The sequence below is a fragment of the Paraburkholderia sp. UCT2 genome (assembly GCF_014397665.1).
Taxonomy (GTDB): Bacteria; Pseudomonadota; Gammaproteobacteria; order Burkholderiales; family Burkholderiaceae; genus Paraburkholderia; species Paraburkholderia tuberum.
Map to the genome: position 1 here is coordinate 54,366 of NZ_VZQO01000010.1, position 14,715 is coordinate 69,080.

At 60.9% G+C, this 14,715-nt stretch carries 15 protein-coding genes, 1 tRNA gene and 1 pseudogene; 9 read left to right on the forward strand and 8 right to left on the reverse strand.

Annotated elements, in window-relative coordinates; all coding sequences use genetic code 11:
• Positions 1–4: 4 nt before the first annotated feature.
• Complete coding sequence (locus F6X39_RS10770) at positions 5–1,537, reverse strand: bifunctional 3-(3-hydroxy-phenyl)propionate/3-hydroxycinnamic acid hydroxylase (protein WP_187616602.1); 1,533 nt, start codon at positions 1,535–1,537, stop codon at positions 5–7.
• 56 nt (positions 1,538–1,593) lie between these two features.
• Entirely contained in the window at positions 1,594–2,445 is an 852-nt protein-coding gene (locus F6X39_RS10775) for a fumarylacetoacetate hydrolase family protein (protein WP_187616603.1), read from the reverse strand.
• Between the two features lie 147 nt (positions 2,446–2,592).
• Between F6X39_RS10775 and F6X39_RS10780 the strand changes: the two genes are divergently transcribed.
• The 3 genes from F6X39_RS10780 (at position 2,593) to F6X39_RS10790 (ending at position 5,452) form a co-directional block, all read left to right on the forward strand.
• The gene (locus F6X39_RS10780) at positions 2,593–3,159 is read left to right on the forward strand and encodes a VOC family protein (protein ID WP_187616685.1); all 567 of its coding nucleotides are present in this window, start codon (positions 2,593–2,595) and stop codon (positions 3,157–3,159) included.
• 117 nt (positions 3,160–3,276) lie between these two features.
• On the forward strand, positions 3,277–4,089 hold the full coding sequence (locus F6X39_RS10785) for an IclR family transcriptional regulator (protein WP_187616604.1): 813 nt from the start codon (positions 3,277–3,279) through the stop codon (positions 4,087–4,089).
• A 301-nt stretch (positions 4,090–4,390) separates the two neighbouring features.
• On the forward strand, positions 4,391–5,452 hold the full coding sequence (locus tag F6X39_RS10790; RefSeq protein WP_187616605.1) for an FUSC family protein: 1,062 nt from the start codon (positions 4,391–4,393) through the stop codon (positions 5,450–5,452).
• Positions 5,453–5,501: 49 nt separating this feature from the next.
• Here F6X39_RS10790 and F6X39_RS10795 read toward each other — a convergent pair whose 3' ends face one another.
• Positions 5,502–6,164, reverse strand: a complete 663-nt coding sequence (locus tag F6X39_RS10795; protein ID WP_187616606.1) for a TetR/AcrR family transcriptional regulator — start codon at positions 6,162–6,164, stop codon at positions 5,502–5,504.
• Positions 6,165–6,299: 135 nt separating this feature from the next.
• On the opposite strand from F6X39_RS10795, the gene F6X39_RS10800 reads away from it, so the two are divergent.
• From F6X39_RS10800 to F6X39_RS10825, 6 genes and pseudogenes are all read left to right on the forward strand, one after another.
• A complete protein-coding gene (locus F6X39_RS10800; RefSeq protein ID WP_187616607.1) occupies positions 6,300–7,592 on the forward strand; it encodes an NAD(P)/FAD-dependent oxidoreductase in 1,293 nt (430 codons plus the stop codon).
• 83 nt (positions 7,593–7,675) lie between these two features.
• A complete protein-coding gene (locus F6X39_RS37590) occupies positions 7,676–7,819 on the forward strand; it encodes a DUF3331 domain-containing protein (protein ID WP_184062589.1) in 144 nt (47 codons plus the stop codon).
• Between the two features lie 448 nt (positions 7,820–8,267).
• Positions 8,268–9,047 carry an acetoacetate decarboxylase gene (locus F6X39_RS10810; protein ID WP_187616608.1) on the forward strand — a complete coding sequence of 260 codons (780 nt, stop codon included), beginning with the start codon at positions 8,268–8,270 and terminating at the stop codon, positions 9,045–9,047.
• A 29-nt stretch (positions 9,048–9,076) separates the two neighbouring features.
• Entirely contained in the window at positions 9,077–9,859 is a 783-nt protein-coding gene (locus F6X39_RS10815; RefSeq protein WP_184059855.1) for a 3-hydroxybutyrate dehydrogenase, read from the forward strand.
• An 11-nt stretch (positions 9,860–9,870) separates the two neighbouring features.
• Positions 9,871–11,220: a DUF3734 domain-containing protein gene (locus tag F6X39_RS10820; protein ID WP_187616609.1), complete on the forward strand. Its 1,350-nt coding sequence runs from the start codon at positions 9,871–9,873 to the stop codon at positions 11,218–11,220.
• A 219-nt stretch (positions 11,221–11,439) separates the two neighbouring features.
• Positions 11,440–11,736: pseudogene (locus tag F6X39_RS10825) on the forward strand (cytochrome ubiquinol oxidase subunit II); the annotation flags it as partial.
• Between the two features lie 576 nt (positions 11,737–12,312).
• On the opposite strand, the gene F6X39_RS10830 reads toward F6X39_RS10825, so the two are convergent.
• The 5 genes from F6X39_RS10830 to F6X39_RS10850 form a co-directional block, all read right to left on the reverse strand.
• Complete coding sequence (locus F6X39_RS10830) at positions 12,313–12,462, reverse strand: hypothetical protein (protein ID WP_187610787.1); 150 nt, start codon at positions 12,460–12,462, stop codon at positions 12,313–12,315.
• A 178-nt stretch (positions 12,463–12,640) separates the two neighbouring features.
• A tRNA-Lys gene (locus F6X39_RS10835) sits at positions 12,641–12,713 on the reverse strand.
• 48 nt (positions 12,714–12,761) lie between these two features.
• Positions 12,762–13,325, reverse strand: a complete 564-nt coding sequence (locus F6X39_RS10840; protein ID WP_187616610.1) for an Hsp20/alpha crystallin family protein — start codon at positions 13,323–13,325, stop codon at positions 12,762–12,764.
• Between the two features lie 284 nt (positions 13,326–13,609).
• A complete protein-coding gene (locus F6X39_RS10845; RefSeq protein WP_187616611.1) occupies positions 13,610–14,017 on the reverse strand; it encodes an Hsp20/alpha crystallin family protein in 408 nt (135 codons plus the stop codon).
• A 28-nt stretch (positions 14,018–14,045) separates the two neighbouring features.
• On the reverse strand, positions 14,046–14,489 hold the full coding sequence (locus F6X39_RS10850; RefSeq protein WP_187616612.1) for an Hsp20/alpha crystallin family protein: 444 nt from the start codon (positions 14,487–14,489) through the stop codon (positions 14,046–14,048).
• Positions 14,490–14,715: the final 226 nt, after the last annotated feature.

Here is a 14,715-nt window from a genome sequence, read left to right on the forward strand (position 1 = left end):
GGGCTCACATGGCCACAGCACCTTCGGTTTGCAAGCCGGGTACGGCGTGGTGCAGAAGGTTTTGCAAGGATTCACCGTCCTGCGCGACGCCGTACACATACCGGTCGGGGCGTACAAGCACCGCTGGAGCGTTGATCGACTCCAACCACTCGCGAACAGCCGCTCCATCGCTGGCCACAATCCCGACGCCCGCTTGCGCAGCGCTATTGGCGACGTCGGGGCATTTACGGAGCAATTCGGGTCGCGCAAGCAGCGCAAACCGATAGCCGACCACGTCGTCCACGAGTTGTCCGTCCAGCAGGCGGGGTTGCGGTGCAATATGCCCGGCCACGCCCGATGGTTCATCGATCCATGCGCCCGGGCCAAGCCTGGGTTGTGGGGTCACAAAATTGCGAATCGCTGCGCTCATTTCTTCATCACGGACTTCGGCCAGGTCTGACCTCGTCGTTTGAATGACTGAGCCGAGCTGTACCGCCGTTTCGATAAATAAGCGCACGTGCGGCGAGCGTTCGGATTCGTAGCTGTCGAGGAGGGTATCGGGCGCCTCGCCATGAATGACGGCACCAAGCTTCCACGCGAGATTCGACGCGTCGCGAATGCCGGCTCCCATCCCCTGGCCCATAAAGGGTGGCGTCTGATGTGCGGCATCGCCTGCAAGCAGCAGTCGGCCACGGCGCCAGCCGTCCGCCACGACCGAGTGAAATGTATATATGGCAGAACGTTCGAGGCGCGCATCGGCCGGAGAAATCCAGCGAGCGAGTTTGTCCCACAGCCATTCGGGGGACGTGAGTTGCGTCACGTCATCACCGGGCATCACCATGATTTCCCAGCGGCGCCGATTTCCGGGACCACGCGTGTAAGTGGTCGGGCGCGCCGGGTCGCAGTATTGGACCGAGTAGTCGCCAAGATCGGGCCGCGGTGCATCGAGCAATACGTCGACCACAACCCAGCGTTCATGCGATTTCAGATCGGTCAATTCGGTGCCCATGAAGCGTCGCGCAATCGAGCGCGCACCGTCGCAGCCAACTACATATCGCGCGGTGGTACGTCCAAGTTTGCCGCAGCACGTATCCTCGAAGCGCAACTGGACGCCATCGCTCGCCTCGTCAAGCGCGAACACTTCGTGGCGCAACCGGACGTCAACGCTCGATTGCTGCGCAAGACGCTCGCGTAACGCATTCTCGAGATCGGGCTGATGGAACTTGTAACTCGCACTCCACCCCTGTGGTCCGATACAGGTTGGCCGTTGCCAGTCGATCAGCAACTTGCCTTCCCCGTTCACGAATTTCATGCCGGGACCCACGAACAGCTTGGGTAGCAGCTTGTCGGTTAAACCGAGGGTTTGGAACACGCGCATGCATTCACCGTCGAAATGCACCGCGCGAGGAAGCGCGAAAATCTCCTTGTCTCGCTCCAGCACCAGCACCCGCAAGCCTTCGATTGCCAGCAGGTTCGCGAGCGTCGCCCCGGTGGGCCCGAGACCGATAACGGCCACGTCGTAGTCGCACGCGTGCGTCGAAATAGTTTTCTCTAACATGTCTTGTTCCGCCAGATAAGACGCCGAGCGCACACGAACGCGCCCGGCTACGACTTTTACGCTTCGTCGGCGATTGGATTGGACAGAACGCCGATCCGATCAACCTCCACTTCCGCCACGTCGCCGGCCTTCATGAACAGCGGCGGATTGCGCTTCGCGCCGACGCCGCCAGGCGTGCCGGTCACGATCACGTCTCCCGCAGAGAGCGGGGTGAACGTCGACAGGTAGGCAATCTGTTTGGCAATGCCGTGAATCAGCATCTGCGTCGTCGCGCGTTGTACTTCCTGTCCATTCAGGCGGGTGACGAGCGTCATCACCGCGTTGGGTTCGATCTCGTCGCTCGTCACCATCCACGGTCCGAACGCGCCGGTGCGATAGAAATTTTTGCCCGGGCCCCACTGGCCCGTATGAAGCTGCCAGTCGCGCACGGAACCGTCGTTGTAGCAGGCGTAGCCAGCGATGTGATTCCACGCGTCGGCCTCGGCGATGCGTCGTCCACCGCGCCCGATGACGACGGCAATCTCACCCTCATAGTCGAACTTCTGCGACTCAGGCGGACGCAGCATCGGCTGGCCATGGCCAACCTGGGAAGCCGGCACCCGCATGAAGATGACCGGATGCTCGGTGGTTTCGCGGTTGGTTTCCTTGACGTGGTCTGCGTAGTTGAGTCCCACGCAAAAGATTTGTTCGGGGTTCGGGATCACAGGCAGCAGCGTGACTTCCGACAGCGGGTAGTCGCCCTGCCTGCCATCGGCGGCCTGCGCGGCCTCGCGGAATGCGTCAGCGGCAATCAGTGCCTTCAGATCGGCATAGCGGCCGCCGAGACGTTTGCCAAGGTCGAACACGGTTTCATCGCGAACGATGCCGAACGACGAGCCAAGGTGCGTGGAGAAGCTGGCGAGTTTCATTGATGCTCCGGATAGATAAAAAGTAGATTGGATCAACGCCTAGATTTGTAAAAAACCCGTGCATTTATCTTATTGTGAGAATAGACTAAATTTAGCAGATGTCACAACGTGTTTTTTGTTGGGGTTTATCACTACTTGGAGACAAGCATGAACGGTATGAAGAAAGCGAGGGCAGGGCTGTCCCTCAGTCACATGGGCTTCTATGTGAGCGACATGGCGCGCGTGGAGGACTTTTATACGCGGGTGATGGAATTCACCGTGACGGATCGGGGTTCGCTGCAGACGCCGCACGGCGCTGTGCAGTTGGTATTCTTGAGCCGCGATCCCGCGGTGCATCACCAGATCGTGCTCGCGAGCGGCCGCCCCGAGCACCTGGCGTTCAATCCGATCAACCAGATTTCGTTCACAGCTGACAGCCTTGCCACGTTGAGGCGGTTTCATCGGCAGTTCGTTGCGGAAGGCCTGCAGGAAATCAACCCCGTCACCCACGGCAATTCGGTTTCGATCTATGCGCGCGATCCCGAGGGCAATCGCCTCGAGCTCTACATCGACACCCCGTGGTACGTCGACCAGCCGATGCGGGTGCCGGTGGACTTCGGCTTGCCCGATGCTGAACTGATGGCGGCTGTCGAACGCCACGCAAGAACGCTATCGGGATTCAGGCCGCGAAGTGTCTGGCAAACCGAAATGGCCGAGCGCATGGGGCTTGCATAAGCGTGGCGCTGCGTGGCTCGCGTGCGACTGTTTCCGCGCGGTGGTCGTCGAAGGCGTCAATGGCGATCTTGCCAGTGCATATAATTCCGTTCACACACGAGGAGGCGCAGCGCATAGATGTCGAGCATTACGAGACTTTTATCCATACTCGAGCTGTTTTCGGAGGCGAAGCCGTTCCTGTCCGTCGAAGACGTTGCCGCCGAACTCGATTGCTCAGCTCCAACGGCTTATCGCTATGTACGCGAGCTCCTGGATGCTGGCTTGCTCATCCGGTTTGCAGGAGGAGACTATGGTCTCGGCCCTCGCATCATCAAGCTTGACTACCACCTGCGCATGTCGGATCCGCTGCTTGCGGTCGGGCAGCCGATCATGCGTGAGTTGAGTGAACACTCCGGCTTCGATGTGGTGATGTCGCGCTGGTACGGTAACGAACTCGTGGACACGCATCGTGAGACTCACGGCGCGGCGCTTGACCTCCGGTACGGCCGGGGCCGTCCTCGCCCCCTGTTTCTCGGCGCCGCTCCAAAAGCGATCCTGTCCACCTTTCCGAAGGCCAAGCTCGCGGTCCTGTTCGATCAGTATGCTGACGAGATCGCGCAAAGCGGCCTTGGGGCGACACTCGACGAGTTTCGCGCGTCGCTGCTCAAAATCCGGCGTGCCGGTTTTTATCTGTCGAGGGGCGAACTGGAAAGCAGCGTTTCTGCACTGGCGTCGCCGCTATTTACGGACGACTCCAGTGAAGCAGTCGGTTCGCTTGCGGTGATCGTGCCGACCCAGCGACTCGAATTTGCCAATCTGGACCGTCTTGTCGAATCGATCCGGGAGGCAGCGGCGCGAATCTCGCAGCGTACGCGTGCGTTGGTTGAAAGTCGGAGGACCGGAGCCATCACGTCGTCGCACACCGTTGCGCGAGGCAAGCGGTCCGCATGATGGCCGTCACGTGAACGTCATTCGATCGCGCTCGCGCACTTGAACCTCGGTGGGTTCGGGGGAAGCGGCACTTGCGACAAACGAACTGGTAGCACGAACGCGTAGACCGACGTCGTCAGGAGAGGGCCGTCTTGAAGCCGCGAAAAGGCGGTTGGTCACTTGCGACCCTGCGGGATGCGGCTCTGAAGTGTCGACGGACAAGACGTGCAATCCGGAGCGCCGTCGGAGCGAAAACGCGATCTCCGCCTTCGATTCAAATTTCATTATCTAATCGCCTGGCCGCTTCACAAAACAATCCCAAATGAGAAGACCTTTCTTGCCGCCCCGCGTACTGAAAAGCCTGCTCGGCTTCAACGACGGCCCGTGGCGGTGGTCGGCCGGCGTCGGAGGGGGCGTCGCCATGGGCGTGCCTCTGAGCGCGTTCATGCTGGCCGGCCACCAGTCACTCGGGCTCATCGCTTCTCTCGGCGCCTTCACGGCTCTCTACGGCTCGACGCTGCGCCTGGGCGACCGGCTCCAGGCCTTGCCGTTCGTCGCGGCGGGGTTCGTGGCCGCCTCCACGCTGGGCGTACTGTGCGCGACGAATGCGTGGCTGACCATCGCCTGCCTCGTCGCCGTGGCTGCGCTCGCCAGCATCATTCTGCTCGGTGTCGGAATGGGCCCGCCCGGGCCGATGCAGTTCGTGCTGGTCGCCGGTGTCAGCGGTCATCTGGCCGCTTCCGCGCGTTTCAGCGGTTCGCCCCTTGGCGTCTTTATGATCCCCTCTCTGGTCGCGCTCGGCGCGCTCAGTGCGTACTTGCTCGTGATCGCACCCCTCGCGCTGCCACTTGTGCACCAGAGCAAGGGCGAAGCGCCCAGCTTGCGCATGCGGTTTCCTCCCAGCTTGCTCGACGGGGAAAAGGCCACGATCGCCGCGAGGGTGATCGTGGCGGTTGCCAGCGCCGGCTTGCTGAGCCTGTCTTTTGGGGAGCACCGTGCCTACTGGACGGTTATGGTCGCGGGTGCGGTGCTGCAGGGCAGCCACGTCTCGCGCTCAAGTGCCATTCGGGCCGTGCACCGCGTTGTGGGCACGGTCTTGGGCGCGGCTGTCTTTGGCTTGATCCAGCTCGTCGACCCGAAAGGCCTCTGGCTCGTCGGGCTCCTCGCGCTGCTCCAGTTCGCGATCGAAGTCGTGGCCGCGCGGCACTACGCCCTGGCCCTGACCTTCATTACCCCAACCGCGTTGACCATCTCAGCGGTGGGCGGGACGAGCGCTCCCCTCGCCCTCGTCGGCGAGCGGATCGTGGACACGGTCCTTGGGGCGGTCATCGCCATGGTAGTTCTCTTGGGCAGCGAATGCGTCAGGAGACCACGCGCACGATAAGCAGGTGGAGGATTCTGGGCTTGTCGCGAAGCGCATTGGGTCTTGCTGATTACTTTCTGATCATGTTCAGCGCCGTGTCCCGCACCGCGCGCTTGAACCTGGTCTGATCTTCAGGAAGTGACGAGAAAGCCCGAAGCATATGATGGTAAGCCACGGTATTGCTGATGGCGTTCATCAGCATGGAAAACATGACTTCGGGGTGGTGCGGTTTCAATTCCTTCGCCCTCGATGCATCTTCGAGCAAAGGCACGAATACGTCGTGATAGGGGCGCACCAGACGCTCGATGAGTATGTTGAAGCGCTCGCCTTCTTCGGTCGCGGCAGTCGAAAAAAACATACCAAGGTCGGGTTCGTCGAAAACCTGATCGATGAAAAGAACCACTGCGTGTTCGACACGCTCACGCGCACCTAGTGTGGCCGAGCGCAACCTGGCTGTGGCGTCGATCATTGGCGCAGCCTGATCCGCGATCTGCTCTACCACCGCAACCCATAGCGCTTCTTTCGACCCGAAATGATGCGCGATCAGCGCCGGGTCGACACCCGCGTCGCGCGCGATTTCCCGCACACTGGTAGCGTCGAATCCACGCTTTGCGAAGGTGTGCCGGGCCTTTCGCAGGAGGACGTCGGCACCGACGGAAGCACTGTACGCGGGTCGTCCGCGGGTACGCTTTTTCTCGATCCGCTTGGCAGGTCCTGACTTTACGTCGTTCATTTGGGTGTGAGTTGTGGATCGTCAATTCAGCCGAAGTTTAACTGACGGCGCGTGAGACGCTGAGGAGGGCCACGGTTTGACGGAGTTCGTGCTTTGGGCTACGATGTGATTTATTCATCACGCGTTGAATTTATTATGTCACAACCAATACGGATTGTCATCGTTGGCGGCGGGATTGCGGGAATTTTGCTGGCTACCCGACTCGGCGACCTGTTAGGGCGTAGCGGCCGGGCCAGCGTCACGCTGATCGACAGCAGCCCGACGCACATATGGAAGCCGATGCTGCACACTATCGCAGCCGGCACGCGCGATGTTCAGCAGCAGCAGGTGATCTACCTCGCCCATGCCCGCGATCACGGCTTCACCTATCAGCCCGGCGCAATGCGCGGGCTCGATCGAAGCCGGCGGCTGGTCCAGCTCGACGAGCTCAGGACGCCGGAGGGTGAAGTAGTGCTCGGTCCGCGAACGGTCGGGTACGACGTGCTTGTGCTGTCGCTGGGTAGCCGGGCGAACGATTTCGGCGTGCCGGGCGTGAAAGAGCACTGCCATTTCATCGACAGTCAAAAACAGGCCGAAGCGTTCAACGCCGCGTTGCGAGCGCGCGTATTTCGAAGCGTCGCGAAGGACGAACCACTGCGTGTGGCGATCGTCGGCGCGGGTGCAACGGGTGTTGAGCTGTCCGCTGAACTGAGCCGCTTGCTTGACGTTGCGTCGAGTTACGGAGACCCGACTGTGCGAGAGCGGCTGAGTCTGACGCTGCTCGAAAGCGGCCCGCGCGTGCTCGGGGCGTTTGCGCCGGAGATATCGGCATCGAGCCAGTCGCAGCTCGAGCATATCGGCTTTCGCGTGCTGACTTCGACGCGCGTTACCGCGGCAGAGGCGAATGGTTTTCGCCACGGCGACGGCACGCTTGCCGAAGCCGATCTGATGGTCTGGGCAGCGGGCATCAAGGCGCCGGATTTCATGAACAATCTCGACGGACTCGAAACGAACCGGTCCAACCAGATCGTCGTCGGAGCGAGTCTGCAGTCTTCGCGTGACGATCACGTGTTCGCGCTTGGCGATTGCGCAAGCCTGACACTTGCCGGTCACGAACGGCAACTTGCACCGACCGCGCAGGTCGCCACGCAGCAGGCCGAGCATCTCGCGCGTCACCTTCCGGGGTGGCTTGCAGGCAAGCCACTTGCCGATTTCCGTTTCCGCGATTTCGGTTCGCTCGTCTCGCTGAGCGACTACAACGCGTTCGGCACGCTTGGGCGCTTCGGACTTTTTCGTGGCGGTTTCGTGCGCGGACGTTTCGCTCAACTGAGTCACGCCATGCTCTACCGGCGCCATCAGCAGGCTCTCCATGGCTTTCGAAAGGCGACGCTGCTGTGGACAGCGGAACAGATCAACGGTCTCGTCCAACCGAAGATCCGCCTGACCTGAAAGTGGCGCCGAACCCTTTGCAGACCCTGTCGGTTTCCTGGTGCGATTCGTGCGGCGGTCGCTGTGATTACCACCCCTGACGGGTGTTCATCGCGAAGGGGCCGGGCACGTGCGTGTTGAGCGGTCATCCGATTGAGGCGGGCGACGCCGTGTACTCTCCCAGAGCAGGCGATCCGCCGCCGCGAAACGCAGGCGCAATGATGGTCGCGGCTTCCGTTAATGTCTAACTGTGACTTTGCGCGCGTTTATCTTCTCGGGGACGCGGTTTCGAATCGACATGCCTGAAGCAAGCGAGGCATCGGGGACGAAACAACGAGCCATGTGGCAATTAATACGTATGCCTATATGTGCGACATTGCCTATCACGAAGCGACATCGCTACACGCGGCGTTTCGCCGATGAGAAGCTGACGCGCACAAGGATCGAACCAATTGTTGCGGCGAGGGGCACAATGTTTTGCGACCAGCAAGGACCCCAATGCATGGAGCAAGGCGCTACTATTGCCCATGTTCTGTACAACGATGCAAAGCACTGGGCCACTCGAACCCGGCGCCTGAGCGTTGCGTCCCGACACGTGTGATAAGGCAGAGGCGCAGTATGCAGCACAGCATCTCTGGTACGCATGCGTGGGCTTTAAAGACGCGACGTCATTTGACGTCACTACTGGAGAGATAGTTGAAAATCGAACAAATCCGCAAAGATGCTTTTGCGATGCCCGTCCACAATCCTTCCTACCCCCGCCCGCCGTTTCGCTTCCTTGATCGTGAGTACTTCATCATTTCGTACGAGACCGACATGGACGCTTTGCGCGCCGTGGTGCCGGAACCACTGACAGTCGCAAGCCCCCTCGTGCATTACGAATTCATTCGCATGCCAGACTCGTCGGGATTCGGCGATTACACGGAAAGCGGCCAGGTTATCTCGGTGAGAGATGATGCCGGCGCGCCAGGCAGCTACACACACGCGATGTACCTCGACGACGAAGGCCCGATCGCAGGCGGTCGTGAGATTTGGGGCTTCCCCAAGAAGCTGGCGAGTCCGAAATTGCGTGTTGACGGCAACGACACGCTGCTTGGAACGCTCGACTATGGCACCCAGCGCATTGCCACGGGCACGATGGGCTACAAGTACGAGCCACTTGACCTCGAGGTCGAGCGCAAGAAGCTGGCGGACACGCCGAACTATCTACTGAAAGTCATTCCGGACGTCGACGGTTCAGCCCGCATCTGCGAGCTCGTGCGCTACTTCCTGCGGGATGTCACGGTGCTCGGCGCGTGGGGCGGTCCGGCCGCGCTTGAGCTGCACCCCCATGCCTTGGCTCCTGTGGCGGATTTGCCGGTGCGCAAAATCGTCGGCGCGCGGCACGTTATCGCCAATCTCACGCTCGACATCGGGGAGGTGGCTTTCGATTACCTCGCCGAGGCGCCGGCACTCAAGCTTGCCGCGAATCAGTAAGCACCCCTCTGACATATTAAGGAAAAGGCATGTCCGTAACAGATAAGGTCGCGCTCGTGACGGGCGCTGCAAGTGGTATCGGTGAACAGTGCGCACGCAAGCTCGCGGCGCTCGGCGCGTCGGTGGTAATCGCGGACCTGAACCTCAAGGCTGCTGAGAGCGTGGCCGAGAGCATCCGCAAGGAGGGTGGCAAAGCGCTGCCTGTATCAATGGACGTGACGAGCGAAGAAGCGGTCAACGCCGGCATCCAGCAGGCTGTCGACAGGCTTGGCAGCATCGATGTGCTGGTCTCGAACGCGGGCATCCAGATTGTCAACCCGATTGAAGATTATGCTTTCTCCGACTGGAAAAAAATGCTCGCCATCCATCTGGACGGCGCGTTCCTCACGACCAAAGCTGCTGTCAGGCACATGTACGCTGCGGGCAACGGTGGGTCGATTATCTATATGGGCTCGGTCCACTCGCACGAAGCGTCGAAGCTGAAGGCTGCCTACGTGACGGCCAAGCATGGACTGCTCGGTCTCGCACGCGTGGTAGCCAAGGAAGGTGGTTCGCGCGGTGTACGGGCCAATGTCGTGTGTCCGGGGTTCGTGCGCACGCCGCTTGTCGACAGGCAGATTCCGGAGCAGGCGATAGCGTTGGGCATTTCGGAAGCAGACGTCGTCAAGAACGTGATGTTGAAGGAAACGGTCGACGGCGAATTCACGACGGTGGAAGACGTCGCCAACACCGTGGCATTCCTCGCCGGCTTCGAATCGTCCGCATTGACGGGCCAGTCCATTATCGTCAGCCACGGCTGGTCGATGCACTAAGGAGCCGCCCAGTGCGTCAAGATCAAGAAACATCAGGCACACCTCGCAAGACTTTCAAGCTTCCGGCCTATGACGAGGTCGCTCTCGTGCTACAGGGTGGCGGCGCGCTGGGCTCCTATCAGGCCGGCGTCTACGAAGGCCTCGAGGAAGTTGGCATTCATCCGGACTGGATTTCCGGCATCTCCATCGGCGCGCTTAATACAGCCATCATCGCGGGCAACGCTCCGGGCAAGCGTACCGAGGCATTGCATGGATTCTGGAACACCATCTGCCAGCCGGCGGACATGCTTGGGAACCTTGGCGCGTGGCTACCCCGCGCCGCGGGCATGCACGACCTGTCGCGCAAGTGGTCGAGCTGCTGGGCGGCAGGCCGCGCACTCACCGAAGGGCAGCGAGGCTTTTTCTCGCCGCGCCTTCCGGTGCCCATCCCAGGGATGGGCAAGCGCTCGCCAGAAGAAGTGAGCTTTTACGATACCACCGCGCTTCGGGCGACCCTTCTGCAATTCGCCGATTTCGACAGAATCAACGATGGCGATATTCGCGTCTCCGTCGGCGCGGTCAACGTGCGCACGGGTAACCTGGTCTACTTCGACAACACCCAGATGCGCCTTTCGCCAGAGCACTTCATGGCCTCGGGTGCGCTCCCTCCGGGCTTTCCTGCCGTCGAGATTGATGGCGAATATTACTGGGACGGCGGTCTGGTGTCGAACACCCCGTTGACCGAGGTTGTAAGCGACCCGCAGCACAAGGACACCCTGGTCTTCCAGGTTGACCTCTGGAGTTCGAGCGGCGGCCTCCCGGGCGACATGCTGGATGTGTCCGAGCGCGCCAAGGATATCCAGTATTCCAGCCGGACCCGCGCTATCACCGCGATGCTCGGATCGACCCAGCGTCATGCACAGCTCATCAAGGAGCTACTGAAGCATGTGCCGCCGGGCCTGGAGAAGCAGCATCCGCTCATCCGGGAGGCACGGGAAGTTGCCGATGGCAGCACGGTCAATGTTGTGCACCTCATATACAAGAACAAGGCGTATGAGGGGCACTATAAGGATTACGAATTCAGCATCGACACGATGAGCGAGCACTGGCAGACGGGTCTGGACGACATTCGCGCGTCGTTTGAGCATCCGGACTGGTTTGCGATACCGAATCACGATTCGGGATTCGTGACGCACGACGTGCATCGTCCCGGGGGCGCGCCTCACGCGGCGCGACTGGAGGGCGCTACCAAGCCAGCGCATTATTCGCGCAGGCGCCATGAAGCGGGCGTCGCGCAACCACATCTCGAAGTGGCAGCGCCGAAGTCCGCCCCACTTGGGGAAACCACGAAGGAAGCTGTGCAGGATGCGACAGGCCGCTAGCCATCTTGGGGCCGGCCGGGTTCAGTTTGGCCGGTCCCTTTCCACGCCAGCCAAAGGGGCGCTGCCGCAGGTGAGTTCGTCCGCCTGTGGTGTTACCGGCAACCAAGGTCCATGACATGCAGAATCCCAGGTTTATGTAGAAGAAATCCCTGTATCGGGTCAAGTGCGCACGGTCAATCTGATACCGTCAAACGGTTTTGCGTTGCCGCAGGCCGCGTTATGCCGCTCGGCGCATTCGGCCTGCTCGGCGGATGCAGCATGACTTCATTCAATCCCAAGGGCGACATCGGTGCACAGGAGAAGCGTCTGATCCTGCTTGCGTTGGGTCTGATGCTGCTCGTGGTCGTTCCGGTCATTCTGTTGACCTTGCACTTCGCATCGCACTATCGCGCGTCAAACAGGAGCGCGACCTATGCGCCCAAATGGGCACACTCCACTGCAATTGAAGTTGTCGTCTGGGCGATCCCTTGCGTCATCGTGGTGATGCTGGCTCTCGTGATCTGGCGTACCACGCACATCCGCGGTTACCCCACGCCTCCAGAAATGGTGGAGCGCGGACTCGCGCCAACGCCACTTAATCTTTGGAGGTACGGAACTGAGATCAATGGTTGCGGAAGACATGTCGACGTAGACGAATTCCGGGCGAAAGCGATGCCGAGGGCGACAGTTCCAACAGATGGTGAGGGAAGTGTATTCCTCCTGCTTGTCCTTCCTGTTGAGGTAGCGATTCGGGTGGCGTCTTTCAACAGCTCAGCGGGGTTTCGCGCAGTCTATGGAAATTCCGCGAGGTTGGCTTCGTTCGTCCAGCTAGCCCCGGTCGTGCCCGTGCTCCTGGTTCTCCACGTATATACGCACGTGTGGATGAAGCCTTAGTGGCTCGCTCGCGTCGTAGGCGGGCTACCGGAGCGAGCATTTGATTTCCTCGAAGGCTCTTGCCACAGGCCCATGGCAAACTTTCCAAATTTGTCGACATACGCGACACAGCGGTCGCAACTGCCGGGGAAGAGGCTGCGCGTCCAGTAGCTCAAGCGACTACCAAGCAGAAGCGCGGAGAGTCGGAACAGATGATTTTCCGCGCGAGCCAGCAGGCCGTCAGCAATGTGGCGGCGCATTGCTGACGGTGGCGGCATTGAGCAACCCGACGGCAGCTTCCTGCATCTGCGAACTCACACTCCCGACCCTGAAAAGACCTTCAACTTTCTCGTTAGCAGAGTGTCGCTGGACGCCCTTGGTGGAATTCATCGATCAAGCTCGGAGAGTCTTCCGCAAGAAGATCATCGAATGACCAAGCTACACGCTGACGAGAAACTTTCCGCAAGCCGGGCTCGAGCCGATGCGCTCATCCGGCACCCCCTGACCGGCCACCGGCTATCCAGCCCTGTCGCGCGTGCAAAGGTCCGACTCGAGCGAGCCGACGGGGTAGGCCGTACTGGATTCGAACCAGTGACCAACGGATTAAAAGTCCGCTGCTCTACCAGCTGAGCTAACGGCCCGTCTCGCCCGATGTCCGCCGCGACCAGGGCACTTCTTGCCTGTTTGGCCTAGCCGATATCGATCGTGCGGCTAGTGGATCGCGCCGGCTCCGTTTTTGGCACAGTCAACGTGAGCACCCCATTGTCAAACTTTGCCAATGCGTGATCGGGGTCGGCGTTTTCCGGCATCGGAATCGTGCGCATGAAGCTTCCATAGGCGCGCTCGAGCCGGTAGCAGCCGTCTTCCTCGCTGCGCACGTCCTGTTTCTTTTCGCCGCGCAACACGATCGCCCCGTCCTCGACGCTCACACTCAGGTCTTCGCGCTCCATCCCGGGCAGCTCGGCGGTCACGCGCAACACCTTCCCTTCGTCGACCACGTCGATGCGCGGCTGGAAGCGCGATGAACTGAAGTCGCCAAACCATCGTTCGAGGGCGCCGCGACCTGCAAACGGGTCATGGAAGAACTCTTCCAAAGCACGCCACGGTTCGCGTGCGAACAGCCGCGGAATGTCAGGCCACGGGGCACGCCACTGTTCGTTCGCCGGGGGGCTTTCCGGGCTGTCCGCATCGGACTTGCGGGCCGCCCCGCGTAGGAACTTGAAGGGATTCCACTTTTTCGGATCCGTATTCATCGTATCCTCCTCTACAGTCTGGCCGGAGAACCGGATTCCTGTCATTGCGCTGAAGTCGCGACTCTGCCCTCGACATTCCGGACTGCATCTGCGGAACGCCGCCACGGCCGCCTCGCGATCCGCGGCGCGTCCTGAGCTCACGTACCGGCACCGCGCCGTATGCTGAGCGTGCGTCCGCGCCAGCATTCATGTATGACGTCCGCATCGAGGCCTCCGCAGTCAGTAGGTGGCGGCCAGACGACCGCCACCGGTTTTCTCGCCGTTGTTGCTGTCCACTGCCGACCTCAGTCCGTCCGCACCTCGATGCGGCGCGGCCGGGCTTCGTCGCGGCGCGGTATCGTCAGTTTCAGCACGCCGTCTTTCAGGTTCGCATCGATTTTCGTTGCGTCGAAGTCAGCCCCAAGAGCGAACGCCCGCGCGAAATGCGGCTGGCGGATCTCCGCATGTTGCAGGCGCAGCCCCGCCGGCGTGGGCACCACCGCCTCGGCCTCGATGTACAGGTTGCCATCGTGTACCTTCACATCAAGGTGGTCCTTTGTAACGCCGGGCAGATCGGCCCACAGGGTGATGCCCTGGCTGTCCTCAAAGATGTCTACGGGCGGCGTTAGCGTGATCGGGCGTTGCGACTGCTCGTCTTCGCGACGGGCCACCGCCGTTTCGTCTTTCCTGGCAAGTTCTGTCGTGTCGTTCATGATGTCCTCCTCAGTTCTGCGACGGGTTTCATTGGACGGTGATGGCCCGCGGCTTTGACGTCTCCCGCTTGCCGATGCTCACGGTCAGGCAACCATTGGTGTACTGCGCCGTGACCTTGTCAGGGTCCGCATGCTGCGGTAGTTCAATGACGCGCCGGAAGGTGCCGACGAACCGCTCCTGCGCATAAGTACGCAAGTCGTCGCCGGCCGCTTCCGGCCGTACGGTCTGGCGCTCGCCGCTGATGGTCAGCAGCCCTTTGTCGATGGATACGTCGAGATGCGCCGGATCGATACCGGGCGCGAACGCAACGATCTCGATAGAGTCGTCGGTCGAACCGATGTTGACCTGCGGGAAGGCGCCCAGGCGCCCGGAACGGATACTGGACGGGAAACCGCCGAAGAGGCTCGCCATCTGCCGTTGCAGACGGTCGAACTCGCTGAAAAGGTCGGTCCCGAAGTAGAGATCACTCATGATCGTTTCCTCCTTGGATGCAGCAGGGAAACGAACCGGCCTACGCGCTCCAGTCCGTCTGCCATGCTGCGGCAAACAAATCGAAACACGCAGCGCGCCGGAATGCCGGCGCGACTGCCTGAGCGATATTCAAGATAGGACTGAAAACAGAAATTTCAAGTGGGCCATGGCGACTTTTTGTTCTTGAATTTGGATTGCCACACCCCTACGTTCACGACACCCTGCA

Excerpts from the sequence above, each read along its gene's own strand:
- F6X39_RS10790 (WP_187616605.1), top strand. The coding sequence starts at position 4,391 with ATGAGAAGACCTTTCTTGCCGCCCCGCGTACTGAAAAGCCTGCTCGGC.
- F6X39_RS10845 (WP_187616611.1), bottom strand. The coding sequence starts at position 14,017 with ATGAACGACACGACAGAACTTGCCAGGAAAGACGAAACGGCGGTGGCC.
- F6X39_RS10770 (WP_187616602.1), bottom strand. The coding sequence starts at position 1,537 with ATGTTAGAGAAAACTATTTCGACGCACGCGTGCGACTACGACGTGGCC.
- F6X39_RS10795 (WP_187616606.1), bottom strand. The coding sequence starts at position 6,164 with ATGAACGACGTAAAGTCAGGACCTGCCAAGCGGATCGAGAAAAAGCGT.
- F6X39_RS10840 (WP_187616610.1), bottom strand. The coding sequence starts at position 13,325 with ATGAATACGGATCCGAAAAAGTGGAATCCCTTCAAGTTCCTACGCGGG.
- F6X39_RS10830 (WP_187610787.1), bottom strand. The coding sequence starts at position 12,462 with ATGAATTCCACCAAGGGCGTCCAGCGACACTCTGCTAACGAGAAAGTT.
- F6X39_RS10800 (WP_187616607.1), top strand. The coding sequence starts at position 6,300 with ATGTCACAACCAATACGGATTGTCATCGTTGGCGGCGGGATTGCGGGA.
- F6X39_RS10775 (WP_187616603.1), bottom strand. The coding sequence starts at position 2,445 with ATGAAACTCGCCAGCTTCTCCACGCACCTTGGCTCGTCGTTCGGCATC.
- F6X39_RS10785 (WP_187616604.1), top strand. The coding sequence starts at position 3,277 with ATGTCGAGCATTACGAGACTTTTATCCATACTCGAGCTGTTTTCGGAG.
- F6X39_RS10815 (WP_184059855.1), top strand. The coding sequence starts at position 9,077 with ATGTCCGTAACAGATAAGGTCGCGCTCGTGACGGGCGCTGCAAGTGGT.
- F6X39_RS10780 (WP_187616685.1), top strand. The coding sequence starts at position 2,593 with ATGAACGGTATGAAGAAAGCGAGGGCAGGGCTGTCCCTCAGTCACATG.
- F6X39_RS10850 (WP_187616612.1), bottom strand. The coding sequence starts at position 14,489 with ATGAGTGATCTCTACTTCGGGACCGACCTTTTCAGCGAGTTCGACCGT.